The sequence below is a fragment of the Mycoplasma ovis str. Michigan genome, assembly GCF_000508245.1.
Classification (GTDB): Bacteria; Bacillota_I; Bacilli_A; order Mycoplasmatales; family Mycoplasmoidaceae; genus Eperythrozoon_A; species Eperythrozoon_A ovis.
On record NC_023062.1, the window covers coordinates 138,453 to 154,084 of the forward strand.

18 protein-coding genes and 2 tRNA genes are annotated in these 15,632 nt (G+C 32.1%); 13 read left to right on the forward strand and 7 right to left on the reverse strand.

Annotation, left to right across the window (positions count from 1 at the left end; all coding sequences use genetic code 4):
• Positions 1-47 precede the first annotated feature (47 nt).
• From MR07_RS00820 to MR07_RS00835, 4 genes are all read left to right on the forward strand, one after another.
• Complete coding sequence (locus tag MR07_RS00820) at positions 48-815, forward strand: phosphate signaling complex PhoU family protein (RefSeq protein ID WP_024070969.1); 768 nt, start codon at positions 48-50, stop codon at positions 813-815.
• Positions 816-1,031: 216 nt separating this feature from the next.
• A complete protein-coding gene (locus MR07_RS00825) occupies positions 1,032-1,283 on the forward strand; it encodes a hypothetical protein (protein WP_024070970.1) in 252 nt (83 codons plus the stop codon).
• An 11-nt stretch (positions 1,284-1,294) separates the two neighbouring features.
• Positions 1,295-2,242, forward strand: a complete 948-nt coding sequence (locus tag MR07_RS00830; protein WP_024070971.1) for an ABC transporter ATP-binding protein — start codon at positions 1,295-1,297, stop codon at positions 2,240-2,242.
• A complete protein-coding gene (locus MR07_RS00835; protein ID WP_024070972.1) occupies positions 2,242-4,035 on the forward strand; it encodes an ABC transporter ATP-binding protein in 1,794 nt (597 codons plus the stop codon). The genes MR07_RS00830 and MR07_RS00835 overlap by 1 nt, the downstream gene beginning before the upstream one ends.
• Here MR07_RS00835 and MR07_RS04550 read toward each other — a convergent pair.
• The 7 genes from MR07_RS04550 to MR07_RS00860 all read right to left on the reverse strand — a co-directional run bounded on the left by MR07_RS04550 (position 4,025) and on the right by MR07_RS00860 (position 7,594).
• Positions 4,025-4,369, reverse strand: coding sequence for a DNA cytosine methyltransferase (locus tag MR07_RS04550; RefSeq protein ID WP_235062727.1), 345 nt, complete (start codon positions 4,367-4,369; stop codon positions 4,025-4,027). The genes MR07_RS00835 and MR07_RS04550 overlap by 11 nt on opposite strands.
• Entirely contained in the window at positions 4,284-4,571 is a 288-nt protein-coding gene (locus tag MR07_RS04555) for a DNA cytosine methyltransferase (RefSeq protein WP_327084505.1), read from the reverse strand. Before MR07_RS04555 ends, MR07_RS04550 begins: the two co-directional genes overlap by 86 nt.
• Complete coding sequence (gene dcm / locus MR07_RS04560; protein ID WP_327084506.1) at positions 4,489-5,034, reverse strand: DNA (cytosine-5-)-methyltransferase; 546 nt, start codon at positions 5,032-5,034, stop codon at positions 4,489-4,491. The genes MR07_RS04555 and dcm overlap by 83 nt, the downstream gene beginning before the upstream one ends.
• Before the next feature lie 109 nt (positions 5,035-5,143).
• Positions 5,144-5,220: transfer RNA gene (locus MR07_RS00845), tRNA-Ala, on the reverse strand.
• A gap of 5 nt (positions 5,221-5,225) precedes the next feature.
• A tRNA-Ile gene (locus MR07_RS00850) sits at positions 5,226-5,301 on the reverse strand.
• A gap of 42 nt (positions 5,302-5,343) precedes the next feature.
• The gene (locus tag MR07_RS00855) at positions 5,344-6,276 is read right to left on the reverse strand and encodes an HDIG domain-containing metalloprotein (protein WP_235062728.1); all 933 of its coding nucleotides are present in this window, start codon (positions 6,274-6,276) and stop codon (positions 5,344-5,346) included.
• 208 nt (positions 6,277-6,484) lie between these two features.
• Positions 6,485-7,594 carry an HDIG domain-containing metalloprotein gene (locus tag MR07_RS00860; RefSeq protein ID WP_075047548.1) on the reverse strand — a complete coding sequence of 370 codons (1,110 nt, stop codon included), beginning with the start codon at positions 7,592-7,594 and terminating at the stop codon, positions 6,485-6,487.
• A 61-nt stretch (positions 7,595-7,655) separates the two neighbouring features.
• Here MR07_RS00860 and MR07_RS00865 point away from each other — a divergent pair, with 61 nt between their 5' ends.
• From MR07_RS00865 to MR07_RS00905, 9 genes are all read left to right on the forward strand, one after another.
• Positions 7,656-8,369: an RluA family pseudouridine synthase gene (locus tag MR07_RS00865; protein ID WP_024070978.1), complete on the forward strand. Its 714-nt coding sequence runs from the start codon at positions 7,656-7,658 to the stop codon at positions 8,367-8,369.
• Positions 8,362-8,778 carry a hypothetical protein gene (locus MR07_RS00870; RefSeq protein ID WP_024070979.1) on the forward strand — a complete coding sequence of 139 codons (417 nt, stop codon included), beginning with the start codon at positions 8,362-8,364 and terminating at the stop codon, positions 8,776-8,778. Before MR07_RS00865 ends, MR07_RS00870 begins: the two co-directional genes overlap by 8 nt.
• A complete protein-coding gene (locus MR07_RS00875; RefSeq protein WP_235062729.1) occupies positions 8,727-9,560 on the forward strand; it encodes an HAD-IIB family hydrolase in 834 nt (277 codons plus the stop codon). The genes MR07_RS00870 and MR07_RS00875 overlap by 52 nt, the downstream gene beginning before the upstream one ends.
• 3 nt (positions 9,561-9,563) lie before the next feature.
• A complete protein-coding gene (locus MR07_RS00880) occupies positions 9,564-10,979 on the forward strand; it encodes a DHH family phosphoesterase (protein ID WP_235062730.1) in 1,416 nt (471 codons plus the stop codon).
• A gap of 41 nt (positions 10,980-11,020) precedes the next feature.
• Positions 11,021-11,248, forward strand: a complete 228-nt coding sequence (locus tag MR07_RS00885; protein ID WP_024070982.1) for a hypothetical protein — start codon at positions 11,021-11,023, stop codon at positions 11,246-11,248.
• An 85-nt stretch (positions 11,249-11,333) separates the two neighbouring features.
• On the forward strand, positions 11,334-12,776 hold the full coding sequence (locus tag MR07_RS00890; RefSeq protein ID WP_268743531.1) for an FGGY family carbohydrate kinase: 1,443 nt from the start codon (positions 11,334-11,336) through the stop codon (positions 12,774-12,776).
• Positions 12,777-12,819: 43 nt separating this feature from the next.
• On the forward strand, positions 12,820-14,004 hold the full coding sequence (gene tuf, locus MR07_RS00895) for an elongation factor Tu (protein WP_024070985.1): 1,185 nt from the start codon (positions 12,820-12,822) through the stop codon (positions 14,002-14,004).
• Between the two features lie 76 nt (positions 14,005-14,080).
• A complete protein-coding gene (locus MR07_RS00900; protein ID WP_024070986.1) occupies positions 14,081-15,385 on the forward strand; it encodes an adenylosuccinate synthase in 1,305 nt (434 codons plus the stop codon).
• A 6-nt stretch (positions 15,386-15,391) separates the two neighbouring features.
• The gene (locus MR07_RS00905; protein WP_024070987.1) at positions 15,392-15,631 is read left to right on the forward strand and encodes a 30S ribosomal protein S15; all 240 of its coding nucleotides are present in this window, start codon (positions 15,392-15,394) and stop codon (positions 15,629-15,631) included.
• Position 15,632 lies beyond the last annotated feature (1 nt).

The following is a 15,632-nucleotide window of genomic DNA, read 5'->3' on the forward strand; positions in this document are numbered from 1 at the left end:
TAAAATATAAGGTTTAGAATTTATGAATTTGCTACATCTTTTCAAATATGCCGATTAACAAGGAACTATTAGAGTTATCTATTCAAGAATGTTACTCAAATTTCTTAGATTATCTCAGATTAGTTAATAATTTCATAAAGAATTCTCTTTCTTTCTGAGAAGGAGAATTAGATTGAAAAGATATAGAAAAAGTAGAAACTGAATCTAATAATCACTATTGTAAAAATTTATTAAACATAGAGTGGCAGTGTACTAAGAATACACCCTCCAATACAAAGCTAAGGTTCTTCTTAGCTTTATTGCTTTCTATGAAAGATTTAGAGAGATGTTGTGATTATCTCTACTCCATTTCAAAAATAGCACTTAAAGATAAAGAAAAAAAGCTAAAGTCCATTATTTTGAATTCTGAACTTTGGCAACTTACACTAGATTATTTTCAAAATATTTACTTTGTATTTAGAGATGCTTCTGGAAAAATAGATCAAAAAATATTTCAACAAATTCTAGATAAAAAATCTGAGCTACATGCTAGATTATCTACTCTTGCTAGAAAATTAAATGGAGAGTTGCTCTCAATTTGAGGCCATAACGTACTTCAAAAAATAAAACAAGAAGATATAAGTGAATTAGCTCAGTTAGAGCTAATAGAACAACTCTTATATCTTTCTAAGTTGTTGCAACACATGATAGTTAAAATAGACAGATTTTTGGATCATACATTTAATATAGTAGAAAACTTTTACTATATTAAAAATCAAGAAATACAACTAAATTACAATTACTCTCTTTTTGATGAAAGGGGAATTCTAGAGTAAAAAACTTAACTGAAATATAACAGAGATTATTTAGGGACTAAATTAAAGGCTCCCTTTGCGGTTGCCTTTAAACCAACAAATGTTCCTATTTCTATTCAATCCAATAGAAGAGCACAATCATCTTTTATAAAAATTAATTTTTATAAAACTCAACTACTCAACAGATTTAACGATTTAGTCTTGAGCTTAGTTGAGAAATATAAAAGTCTCTTTTGAATGACTGAAGAGATACACAAACAAATACTTTATTTCATTGAAGAACCCGAGGATACTGATCCAAAAACTCTAGTAGGTTACAAAAGAAAGGAATATAAAAGGTATCAACAATTCTTAACTAAAAAACAGAAACCTGCAAAAGTACTTAAGTCACCCTTTATTCCTGAATCTCTTCTTGCTAAAAGAAGTATTTTCAATTATCAAGAAATTATTGATTATTTCAAGAATTTACATTCTTCAGAAAGTCAATAAAAATGGTTTAGTTGATTCAGTTAACTCAATTATTTTCCAAATATTTGGGTTGTTGTGGAAGTTCTGATTGCCAGTGCAAACGGTGAGACAAACTTAAAAAATTAGATTATGAAAGTTGAGTTAAGAGAGAGAAAAAGACTTTTAAACAACTTAGAAAGAAACATTCAAAATGATGTTTCAATAGAGTTGTTAAGCTAAATAAAGTTCATCATGGATCGATAGTCAGTCAAAATAGACCAGGTTATGCAATTGAGTGCAGAAATTTAGAAAAGTGATACGTTAATAAAAAGACAGGAGAATATATTAAGGTACTCAAGAATCTAAATCTAAGTATTAAATATGGAGAATTAGTAGTTATTCTCGGGGAATCTGGTTCTGGAAAGACTACTTTATTAAATATTCTTTCAGGAATGGAAAGAGCTTCTAATGGAGAGTCAGTAGTATTTTCCCATTCCTTAATTGCAATGAATCAACAACAAATGACTCTCTTCAGAGCAAAATATCTTTCCATTATCTTTCAAAATTATGCTTTAATACCTGAATTAACTGTCAGGGAAAATATACAAATTGGACAGAGAATCCAAACTAATGTAAGAAAAAGATTAGACATTGACCAAATAGCAGAACTCTTGAAGATTACTCCCCAACTTTCAAAAGTCCCCAAAGCTTTATCTGGTGGGCAACAACAAAGAGTTTCTATTGCTAGAGCACTAGCAAAGAATCCACAATTAATTTTTGCCGATGAGCCGACAGGAGCTGTTGATGCAGATACTTGTCAGGAAATCTTGAATATTTTTGTAGACATCAACAAGAGATTTGGAACAACTATTCTTCTGATTACTCACAATAGATTAATTGCAAAAATAGCCAATAAGGTGATACATATAGACAGAGGTATGATAGTTTCAACAGTCTCTCAGATTCCATTACACCCTAATCAGATAGACTGACATAATTAATGTTTTTTCAAGCCTCTAATCAGTTATTTGGAAGAAAAACATTTGAAAATAAAAAATCCAGATTAATTAAGGAAGTTAAAGTTCCAAATCAACAGGCTTTAGTTGATTCTTTAAAGCAATTTGAGATAAAGAGAGCAAAATTTAGAAACGACTTCCCCTTAAGATATTGAATCTCTAATTACAACTTTCTAATTAATGTTTTCTTTTGATTGTTTTTTATTTGAGCTTTTTGAGTATTGTGTTCTATGTATTTTCCAACTAGCTCAGTTCCAATAGTTCACCCATATCACTTCACTATTCTTTTTGAGACAGCTTTCACCTATATTTTTCGAAGACATAATTTAGAGTCACTATCCAATTCTTATCAATTACAGCCACCTAATTGGCATAATGATGCCTATTACTTCGTAACTTTAGGTGTTGGACTATTAGTAATAGGAATTTATCTCTTATTTATTCTTAAGGATTTTTTTGTGGAAATTGACAGTATTCTTTCAAAAAACAGAATAGGAATACTAATGTCCAAAAATAAGAGATTTATGCAAAGAACTTACAAGACTCTTTTTGTTCAATTGATAAATATTGCTTGAACTTCTTTTGCCTCAGTAATGATCTTTGGTAAAGGTTTTTTTGGAGACAAAATAGGTGATGTAGGGGCTTACTCGCTTTTGTTTGGTTATAGTACCCAAAGTAAAGAAGGAAAAACTGAAAGCTTACCATTTACCCCTCAGGGACATGTTACTTTTTGATTCAATCTCTTCTCCTTTGTAATTTCTATCTGAATGTATAGAAGATATCTAAAAGAATTTTTTGCAGGAAATCCTTTTATTCTTCCATTCTTTAGAAATATCTTTATGCAACTGCAAACTTCATTTAAATCCTCTAGACCCGTGAAGCAAAAGCTTCAAAAGAAGAGAACTAAGTCAATGAAGTTATCTAAACAAGAATTAGAGAGATTAGAAAGAGAGATTGATAATCTTCCCTTCATTCACTTAAAGGATGTAAATAAGAAGTTTGGAAGTTTCCATGCCCTTAAGGACATAAACCTAAATATTAATAAGGGAGAGTTTATCTCTATCCTAGGCCCATCAGGCTCAGGAAAGACTACTCTTATTAACTTATTAGCTGGAATTGATATTCCAACTTCAGGCTCAATGATTATAGATAAGTGCAATACCTCTACCTTCTCTGACAAAGAATTGACAGCTTTTAGAAGAGAGAGAATTGGATATATCTTTCAAAATTATGCCTTGATTCCCCACTTAACAGCTAGGGGAAATATAGAACTTTCTGTAGCTTTAAGAGAAAAAATGAAAAGCTTTAGAGAGTCCTTTATCTCTTTCTGTAAAACTCTAAAAAACCTTAGATCGCAGGGATTAAATTACTTAAACATAGCCAAAGAAGCCATTAAAGGTATTTTCTTGGCCCCGGAAAGCAATGACATTACTTATCTGCTAAACATCTTTAATTTGCTCTCGCATGAAAATAAATACCCTAATCAATTGTCAGGGGGACAACAACAAAGAGTTTCTATTGCCAGATCTCTAATCAAAAGACCTAAAATTCTGTTTGCCGATGAGGCAACAGGGGCTCTAGACTACGCAACAGCCAAAATTATTCTTCAATTTTTCAAGTTAATTAATAAATATGCTAAGACTACTATCATTATGATTACTCACAACCCAGCTATAGCAACTATTACTGATAGAGTAATAAGAATTGATTCCGGAAGAATTGTTGAAGACTATAGAAATCCTAATCCAGCCTCTATAGATAGTTTGACTAATCTTTAAAAGTAATTGATTGTTCCAATACTTTTAATATTTCTTTGGCAATAGCATAAATTACGGGTACAGCCACAGAGTTGCCAAATTGTTTATAGGCTTGAGTATCGCTCACAGGAATTACAAATTCATCAGCAAAACATTGTAACCTTGCAGCCTCTCTAGGAGTTAATCTCCTAGGGTTCTTTTTGTCTTGTTTAATTAGTATTTCACTCCCATCTTTGTAGTATCTTGCAGAAATAGTATTAGTGTATTCACTATTTTGGTCAAATAAGGAAAAACCAAATCCTTTTCCTTCTTCGATGACCTTCTCAAAGTTGAGTTGAAATGGTATATTTACCATCAACTTCTTTTTCTAGGATATTCCCAACTTTTGTTTTTGAGAAAAGTGGACTTGGTTCCTTAAAAGAAGAATAGTTAGGGACTAAGGACACATTAAATCCAACAATATATATTCTTTTTCTATTTTGTGGTACTCCAAAATCTTTGGAGTTTAGTACAAATATGTAAGTTTTGTAATTTAAATTCTCCAGCTTGTCAATAATAGTTTTTTAAGGTCTGACCATTATTGTGAGTTTTTAGATTTTTAACATTTTCTAGTAAAAAAGCCCTAGGTTTTTTATCTTTGAGTATTCTTACAATTTCAAAGAAGATAGAACCTCTTTGATCTTTGAATCCTAGTTTCTTGCCAGCTTGACTAAAAGCTTGGCAGGGAAAACCTGCAACTAATATGTCATGAGTTGGAATTTCATCAGAGCTTATCTTCTGAATATCTCCAAAAGCTTCTTCCCCGAAATTCGCAAGATAAGTTTTTTGAGCGAATTTATCTATTTCACTACTAAATACTGTTTGACATTTGTTGGTCAGGTGAAATCCTAACCTAGTTCCTCCTATTCCCGCAAATAAGTCAATAATTTTGTATTTAGCACTTAAGTTATTTGGTAAAGGGACAAAACCAAATGGTTCCTTTCCTTCTTTTTTATTATTTGTTGGAGTTAGAAGAACCAGAAAAACAAGGAATTATAGAGGCAAATGGAATTTAACAAACAACAGACTTAGTCAAATAATTTGTATTAGTTTTATAAAGAAATTTCTTTTTCTAAATTAAGTTACAAAATGGTGGAGACTATGGGGCTCGAACCCACGACCTTCTGAGTGCAAATCAGATGCTCTACCAGACTGAGCTAAATCCCCCTCTATGGTGGAAGCAGATGGGATCGCACCATCGACCTCTCCCTTATCAGGGGAGTGTTCTGACTACTGAACTATGCCTCCTGCCTTTTCTAAGTTAATATTATTTATCAACTTTCCTTTCTATTAATAATCATTAAATAAGAAGGAATCATTGTATTCCAGTCTAATCATAAATTGATAGTTGTATTGGTACTTCAGATTAGCTTCTCTGATAATAGAAGATACTCTCTTTTTTAGATCTTCTAAAAATTCTCAATTAAAAGTTTCTGGCTTTAAGTAAATCTTTATGATATGACCTCCAGCCAAAAATTCTAATTTGGATATTTCTGTTATTTGAGAAAGTAAAGAGTTAATCTTCTCATTTCTTTCTTGAGTTTTCTCTAGTTGAAGAGGCCTTGCGCCCAATCTACCTGCTGATAACTTATCCATCGCTCTAGTAATAACCAGAAAAGGATTGTTTTCTGTGTATTCATAATTGTGATGTCCTTCAATAGTTTTCACTATGTAATCCTCCAAATTAAATTTTTTTGCTAGATTAACTCCATCAATAACATGATCAGAATATTGACCAGTAACTTTTCCAATATCGTGAAAGAAGGCAGCTCTTTTTGCCTTTAATGTATTTATTTTTATTTGAAATGCAAAGTTAGCGCTTAAAATGCTAACTTCTAGTAGATGTTCTAGTAAGTTTTGGTTATAAGAGTAAAAATATTTAGTTTTTCCCACTAAATAGGCTCATTCATCACTTAAACTTTCTCTATCATATTCCAAGAATTCGGTTAGTATTTGATACCCTAATTCTTTAGTCAAATTTTTTTGATTTTGGGCTATAGAGGAGTAATATTCCAACAGACTAGTCTCAGTAACAGATTCAGCTGTTAAATCTGGATTATTAATTAAAGCATGATAGAAGGCAGTGGTAAATTCCATCTTTTCAAAGTCAAACTTGTATTTACTACCTTCTTTTTGAAGGTGTTCTATAAAAACAGTTAGATGATCTTTATTTTTAGACTCTTCCAACATAATCATTTTGCTATTAGTTATTTTGTGAACCAACTGTGCAAGTGGACTTTGAATATTTAGTAGATCTTGTATTTTCTGTTTTTCTTGAGAAGAAAAAACAGTTAGATTTAATTGAATTCTTTTTTTAGCAGGACTAAAGTGAACTGAATATTTATTGTCAATTTTTAAGTTGTAGACTGATTTGAGAATTAACTTCTCAAATAAGTATTGATCGAAGTTTTGGTTTTTTTCGGGATTCAGTTTAAGTTATGTGTTGATCATTTGATTCAACGGGAACAGAATCAAGTAGCTTTAATCTTGTAAAAGAAATTTTTTCTTCTGATTCCACTTCCGGTAATCAGAATAGAGTTACGCTTAAATTATTTGATTCCCTAGAATCCTTGACATTTTCTGAATTTAAGTATTTGTTTGTTAGTGGATAAATCTCATCAGTTAATTGTCTAGTTAGTTCCTCTTGATTTTCTTTTGGGAATCTCAATATAAATCAAAAGTGGTAAAAAGATGAGACTACATAAAAATGAGAGATTTGCGCTTCTTCCACCTTACTTGTTAAAAGTTTTTCTATTGATTCTTTAAATGGAGCGGAAGCTCCTTCTCCCCCGAGATTAATAAAGTGAGATTGAGAAATCACTCTATTAATAAGAGTCACTAAAGCAACATAGGGTGAATTAAAGCTACCTAGAGGGTTATGGTGGGAAGTTACTACTTCTGATAATTCAATATCTTCATTTAGTTCTGGAATTAGTTCCAAAACTTTAGAAGAAGTATGTTGGTAATAGGGCAAAACAATTTTTCCAATATCATGCAGAAGTGCCATTCTTTGAAGTTTTACAGAGTCTAAGGATAGTGCTTCTGCTAACTTTTTTACTTCTCTGGCAATTTCTTTTGAGTGTGCAAGTAATGTTTGAGAGGGAGAATATCTTTCATTTTGCATTCTTCCAACTAATGTAGCAAGATGGGATGTGACTTTTTCAGGCCAATATTCTGCCAACACTTGCTCACCTAATGTTCTTTCTTCCCTGATTAGACTTTCTTCTAGTTGTTTAAAGTGTTTGTTAATTGAACTAGAAGATCAACTTTTGGAAGTCTTAAATCTCTCACCCAGAAGATGAGCAATCTTAAGATCTCTAGGATTGTATTTGGAAAGTATCAATGTAGGGGGTTCATCTGAGTATTCTATGTGTGGCTTTACTCCAGTCAGAGAAAAGAATTCTTCCTTTCTTTCTCCAGATTTTCCCACTAATTGACCAATGGTTTTTTCATTAAAGTTTTTACTGTCAGAAAGTTTTATTTCAAAATAACATCCTGAGAACAATCTAGGGGATTTATACTTAGAGAGATAACGGATCATTTTCTTGGAGAATTTAGAGTTTTCGCTAGAGTTCAAACTCTAAATTAGTGACTATTTATTAGTGGGCTCAAAAGTTGTATATAGGACACTTAATTATTTAATAGTTGATAAAGTATCAGGGATTTTGGTTCACAAAGATAAGTTCACTCCAGAAGATAAAACACTTATTGCACAAATTAAGAAAAAATATGGAGAAGATGTATATCTAGTCAACAGACTAGATAAAGATACTAGTGGTCTTTTACTTGTTGCTAGAAGCAAAATAGCTTTAGTAACACTTAAATCTTTATTTGAAGAACAGAGAATAGACAAAAGGTATTTAGCTATTCTCTCTAAACCGTTACCTCATCCAAAGATAAAAATTTCTTTTTCTTTGGGAAGAGATAAGGGAAATAAGTTGAAATTTAGTGCCACTAACTCAAAGAAATATAAAAATGCTTTAACTTATGCAGAGACTATTCATTCTCAATTAGTATTACTAAGTCTTAAGACTGGAAGAACACATCAACTTAGAGCACACTTATTTACTCTCTCTTGCCCTATACTAAATGATCCAATTTATGGAGAAAAAAATAATTGTGTTAATAGTTTTGGACAATATTTACATTCTTTCAATCTTTCGTTTACAGACCCTTGAACTAATAAGAAAATATCTATAACATCTAAGCCTCCCTTAGAGTTTACGGAAAAACTAATTGAATTAAATATTGATACTAGTTCTTTAACTAACTTTGAGTCTAACTACAGCTCTAATATTGAGAGTTTAAGTGGCTAATAACCTTTCTATTTATATTCTCTTTAAAAAAGAAAATCTTTTAGTTACACTATTTAATTTTCCAAACAAAAAGGTATTTACAGAATTTGAAATACCTTTTCTGGAGATTGTACCTAAACTAGTAAAAACAATAGATTTAAAGCTAGCTGAACATCAGCTCGACTTTAATTCTATTGGTAGTATATTTATTGCGCAAAGAGAAAGTAGGTGAAATAGCAATAGACTAGTTGTAGCCTTTGTGCAGACTTTAGCCTTTGCTTTTCCTATTAACATATATAAGAAAGATCTGGGGGATTCGGAAGAATTAGATTTTTGCGGAGATTGAAATGATTTTTTAAATTCTTTTAAGGAGATTAGTTGAAAGGAGTTAACACCCCTGTACAACAAATGTCCGATTACAAATACATAGTAATTTCAGATTTAGATGGAACTCTTTGCGATAGTAGGGAGATACTTTCTGATCAAACGAAAAAATATTTATTAAAGTTCCAAAAGGAACATCCAGAAGTTTTATTTACTTTTTCTACTGGAAGACCCTGAGCAGAAGCTAAGGAGATATATGAACAACTTCAATTAAAGTCATATATCTCCTGTTTAAACGGTTCTTATATTTACAACCCCCACACTAATCACTTAATAACTTCTTTTTTGAGTACTAAGTTTTTGAGTTATTTGTTAAATATTCCACAAACACTTAATAATTTAGTTAGGGGAGCTTTGATAACTGATCAACTGTTAATACCTTTAGAGCCAAACATTCCTAGAACTACTTTACAGTCACTAGAGAGGAGTAAATCTAACTTGGTGGGGATTAAGCTTTTTTTCAGGGAAAGTGATTGCACAATAGTTAATGAGATTATTGAACAAATTAAGAAGTTTAGTCCTACTCCGAGAGTAAATTTATTTTTTTATCCAGGATTAATTAATGTGGAGTTACAAAGTTCACAATTAGACAAGTCTAGTTTTGTTCAGTTTATCTCCAATTTTCTCGGGGTAGAATATAAAAATATTTTGACTTTCGGAGATAATCATAATGATATTCCCATGATGAAAGGAGGAGTAAGAAGTTATGCATTATCTAATTCATTGTTCTTACTAAAACAAGAAGCTTTAGTAATTTCTAAATATTCTAACAATGAAGATGGAGTAATTAAGGAGTTAGCCAGTTTTTTTAGCGATAAGTACAACTAGAAAATGTCTATAATGTCCAAGATTAGTTTGGCAACATTTAGCGCTTTCATGGGGAAGTTGCTTAATAAAAAACAAGTAGAAGAAGACAAGTTTATCTCCGAGAAAGCAAAAGAAAGAGATAACTTCTTAAAGCAATTTCCACATTACATTAATGCGGCAAAACAGATAGTAATATTTCCACATGTTAATCCCGATGGAGACTGCTTGGGAGGAGCTTTCGGGATGAGAGAAACATTGAGAGCTCAATTTAGTGACAAAAATATATATGTAGTAGGAACTAGTCAAGGGATTTTTCCTTGATTAGAAATGGATTTTGATGAAATTCCATTAGATTTTGACTATTCTTCTTCTTTGGCACTTATAGTTGATTCGGGAACTAGCGATAGAGTCCAAAGATTTCAAGATTTTTTTGGAAATCCAGAAACACAAAAATGAGGGGCCGTTATTAGAGTAGACCATCACGATAATAAACAAGATTATCACACAGATCTTTCCTGAGTAGATACAAGCTATGCAGCTTGTTGCGGACAATTATTTCAAATTTGTGACTATTATCAATGGCACATGCCTAAGAGAGCTGCAACTTTCTTTTATTTGGGATTGTTAACAGATAGTGGTTTTTTTTCAAATGCAGAAGTATCACCAAGAACTTTTGTAATAGCCGCTAAGGCTTTGAGAGCTGGCGCAGATAGAGAATTTTTGATAAGTAACTTAAAAAGAACACATGAATTAGAGGCCAGACTGAAAGGTTATATCCTAGAAAACTTTGTTCAAGAAGAAAGATTTGCTTGATTCTTTATGAAGAATGAAGCAGTTGAGAAGTTTAAGCCATATTCTTTGACTTCTAATCAAGTCACCAGTTTATCCAATATAGAGGACAATGTTATGTGAATCTTGTTGGCAGAGGCTAGTGCCACTGAAATTAGAGTAAGTTTTAGGTCTGTTGGTACCTTTGATGTCAAGAAAATAGCTGAAGAGTTTGGAGGAGGAGGGCATTTCAATGCCTCTGGTACAACATTAACTAGTCCAGATCAAGTTAAAGCCTTAATTACTAGGGCTAGAAAACTAGTTAAAGAATTTATAGAACATGGAGGAGGGATGAGTAAAGATGTGTTGGCGGAACAAGCTAAAGAGGAATTTGATAAACAAATAAATCCTGCTTATAGATTGGACTTAACCCCAGAAGAGAAGATTTCTTTAGATGAGCAAAGAGAATTGATAGAGCAAACTCACAACAGTTTAGCTAGTCAAGAAAAGATTCGGGAGGCAGAATCTATTGTAAATTCTGATAAGGCATTTGATAGTTTCTTGGATAAACCAGAAACTTTTAGTGATGTTAAGGTAGAAGATGATTCAAAAATAGCAACCTCTACTGTTTTACCAGAATTTGATGATTCAGAAAAAAAGGATTCTCAGTAAAATAAATTTTGTGTTTTGGTTAGTACTTAATTAGTATTTAGGTGCCTGAAGAGATCTTGGATACTAGGAAGGAACAAGTTAAGGAGGTGCAGGAAGAAAAGGGTGGTCCTGTGCAGCAATTTTTAAAGAAGGTTTTTGACAACAAGTTTTTTTCACCCTTCAGGGGCGCTATAGCAAAAGTAAAAGATTCTAGGGCTAAGTCAGTTGCAAAGAAAGAAGAAGCCAAAAAAGCTAAGAATAAAGCTTCCAACGCAAAAGAAAAGAAATAATTAGTCTTAAGAGTTTTTACATTTTATTAGTCTTAGATACATAGAAAGAAAAATAAATCAAGAAGAAGTTTCCATTTCTATTGATTTAGGTTCTAGTTCTTTTAAGTTAATTCTTTTTTCTTCTCTAAGAGGTCAACTCAATTGTCTAGAAACCCCTTTTGATACTCAGTATTGTGGAAATAAAGTTGAACATCAAGCTTTAGAAATATGAGAAAAGTTGAAGAATCAACTTTCTTCATTTTTAAGTAATTTAAGTTCTGAGGATTTTCCTCAGTATTTATCCATTTCAACTCAAAGAGAAAGTGTTGTAGTTTGAGATAAAAACACTTTTGAACCATTAAGTCCTATTATTTCTTGGCAAGATCAGAGAACTGATGATTATGTTTCTTCATTAAGTCAAGAAAACATAGAACATATTAGGTCTAAAACAGGATTATGAGTTAGTTCTTATTGTTCTGCCCCTAAATTTAGATATTTAGTCAAGGAATTCATTCCTAGACTAAATACTGAATGACTTTGAGGGACTTTGGATTGCTGATTAATTTATTTATTGAGTGGGGGGAAATATTTTGTTTCTGACTATGTGTCAGCTTCCAGAACAGCTTTATTGAATTTACAAACTTTAAAGTGAGATGGAGAGCTCTGTTCTTTTTTTGAGATTCCTCTAGACAAATTACCTAAACTTTGTCAGAATGATCACAATATTGGTTCTATTAATTTGTTTGGAAAACACAATCTAATACTCAAGGGAGTTATTGGAGATCAACAAGGAGCTTTGTATACCACTTATAAATTGAGAAAGGAAAAAGACAAATTACCTGTTTCTTTAATATATGGTACCGGAACATTCTTATTGCAATTATTACCTAGTAATAAAGCATTTGAAGAAATTCATAAGTCTTTTCCTAAAAATAGTCCTATATCGATTAGCTTAGCTTGAGTTATTGACAATAAAGCTAGCTATGCCTTGGAGTTGGGCATTTCAAATTCAGGAAAAGCTTTGGAGTGACTTCTAAGGTTAATGAAATTACAAGCACAAGACTTAGATAGTGTGATAGATTCAAACAATATCCAATTAGATTCTTCACCTTACTTCATACCAACGCTATCTAGTAAGTTTTTGTTGTCAACTCCAGAAAACTTTGATTCTTCAATATTTAATTTGAGTTATGAAACTAGCGAAAAAGATTTAATAGTTTCTTTTTTGGAGTCTATGTCTTTTAGTGTTAAAGTTGTGATGAATTTATTACTTTTTGATAGAGAAAAGAATTACATAGTAGCTGGAGGAGGAATGAGCAAAAACAACTTCTTTTTGGAATTGCAATCAAGTTGTTTAGATTGTCCGATGACAATCTATCAATCTGAACATTTAAGTGGTTTGGGTTCAGCTCTTCTTTCTTTTTCAGACAGTTCTAGCGAGATTTCTCTAGAACATAAAACTATTACTCCAAAATCGAATTATTCTAAATTTTTGGGTAAAAGATTTGAAATTTGGAAGGATAAATTAGATTTATGTCAAGTTCATTAAGGTAAAATTCTTAATTGAGGTTAAGAAAGTAGAAGTTTAGTTTATGTCAAAGGTCAAGTTTAGTAGAGACAAGGAACATATTAACGTTGGTACCATTGGACACATTGACCACGGGAAGACAACTTTAACAGCTGCAATTTGTACTTATTGTTCTAAGTTAGGTTTAGGGGAAGCTAGAGATTACGCTTCAATTGACAGAGCTCCAGAGGAAAGAGAAAGAGGAATTACTATTAATACTACTCACGTAGAGTATGAAACCAAGACTAGACACTATGCTCACGTTGACTGCCCTGGTCACTCTGACTACATTAAGAATATGATTATTGGGGCCGCACAAGTTGATGGTGCTATTCTTGTTGTTTCAGCTACAGATGGACCTATGCCACAAACTAGAGAACACATTCTTTTGGCAAAGCAAGTAGGTGTTCAAAAGATAGTAGTTTTCTTGAACAAGTGTGACACTTTTACAGACCCAGAAATGCTTGATCTTGTTGAAATGGAAATTAAGGAATTGTTAACCTCTTATGACTATGATGGTGACAATACGCCTGTTATTAGAGGTTCCGCTCTTAAAGCTTTGGAGGGAGATCCTGAATATGAAAAGAAAATACAAGAACTTTTGGATAAGTTGGATACTTATATTCCAGTTCCTGTAAGAGAAGTTGATAAGCCATTCCTTCTATCAGTTGAGGATGTTCTAACCATCACTGGTAGAGGAACTGTAGTTACTGGTAGATGTGAAAGAGGTAGATTAAAAGTTGGAGAAAAAGTTGAAATTGTTGGATTTGGAGAAACCACTGAAGCTGTTGTTACCGGAATTGAAATGTTTAGAAAGCCTTTGGAAGAAGTATTGCCGGGTGATAACGCTGGAGTATTGCTTAGAAGCGTAGAAAAGAGTGGAGTAACTAGAGGTCAAGTTCTTGCAAAACCAAAGTCTATTACTCCTCACTCTAAGTTCAAGGCAGAAGTTTATGCATTGAAAAAAGAAGAAGGGGGAAGACACACAGCTTTTGGTCAAGGTTACAAGCCTCAGTTCTATTTCAGAACCACTGATGTTACTGGAGAAATTTCATTGCCAGAAGGAGTTGAAATGGTTCTACCGGGAGACCACTCACCAATCATAGTTTCTTTGATTAGTCCTGTTGCTGTTGAACAAGGATTTAAATTTTCTATTCGAGAAGGAGGAAAAACTATTGGAGCTGGAACAGTAACAGAAATTATAGAATAGCCCTCAGTCAACTTTCCCACATAGAGGGAAAGTGACTTTTAATTAAAAAATCCCCCCCTTCGATAGTTAGGCAGTAGTGAGCAAGAACCTTCAGTTCTCTGCTTTAGTTGGTCTGCAATTCGGGGACGAGGGGAAAGGAAAGATAGTTGATTTACTATCTTCCTCTTTTGACTATGTGATTAGATATCAAGGAGGAGATAATGCTGGACACACTATTTATCACCAAGGAGAAAAGTTTGTTTTAAGAACAATACCTTCAGGAATTTTTAATACCTCTGCAATAATCGCCCCAGGAGTAACAGTTAATCCATTTTTATTGTTGGAAGAAATTTCAACATTAGAAAAATTATTGGGACACAATTTAAAAGGAAAGTTATTTATAGCTTTACAGTCGAATGTAATTTTTGATTTTCATATTGAATGAGATAAGTTATGTGAAAAGTTAAGGGGGTGTTCTAAGATTGGAAGTACTTTGAGAGGCATAGGTCCTGCCTATGCAGACAAGAGTGCCAGATTAGGCTTAAAGTTTGTGGATCTTTTTAACAAGGACAATTTAAAAGAGAAATTGGAAATGAATTTGAGACTTAAAAATCCTGTGTTTGAAAAATATGGTTGTGACCTTTTTGAATCTAATGAATTAGCTGAAAGATACTTTAAAGTAGCAGAACAACTAAAAGATTATTTCGTTGATTATTACTCTTTTATTTCTAAAGAAATTTCTAGTAATAAATCTTTTTTATTAGAAGGAAGTCAGGGAATTCTTTTAGATATTGATTTGGGAACTTATCCCTTTGTTACTTCCTCTAATATTGTTAGCTCCATTTATCATGGAGCATATTTGCCTGTAAATTCTTTGGGAAAAATAATGGGAGCTTGTAAGGTATACACTTCTAGAGTTGGTTCTGGTCCGTTACCAACTGAATTTAAAGAGGAAGAGAAAGAAATTGAAGAATTAATAAGAGAAAAGGGTAGAGAGTATGGTTCTAATACAGTTAGAGCTAGAAGACTTGGATGATTAGATTTAAGTGCGCTTAAGTACTCCATTGCCTTAACTGGAGTGACTGAATTAACTTTATCTTTGGTAGATGTATTTGTTAAAGATAATTTCCCAAAGTTTAAGGTTTGTATTGGATATAAAAACCAAAATAATGAAAAAGTTAGTTTTTCAGAGATTGTAGGAGGAAAACACTTTGGAAAAGAGATAATTCCAGTTTATAAAGAGTTTGAATGTTGAAACGACAATTATTCAAAGATAACTAAGTTTGCTGATTTTTCTACTGAATTTAGAAATTTCGTAGAATTTCTAGAATCTGAATTAAGTATTAGAATCTCTCTGATTTCATTTGGAAAGAATAAAGATGATCACGTATTCAGGGATTAACTAATCATGAGTGCGGAAGCTAAACAAACTACAGAGTTTACATGCGGTCATCATGTGCATCAATTAAGAGTTTGTTGGAAGAGAATACAAAAACTTCAACAACATCTTAAAAAGAATAAAAAAGATTTTTATAGTAAATTAGCTTTATCTAAGTTACTTTCTAAGAGAAGAAAGTTTCTTAATTACTTAAAGAAAAATTCTCCAGATCACTACAAGTTAGTGATGAAAGAAACTGCTATTAATTAGA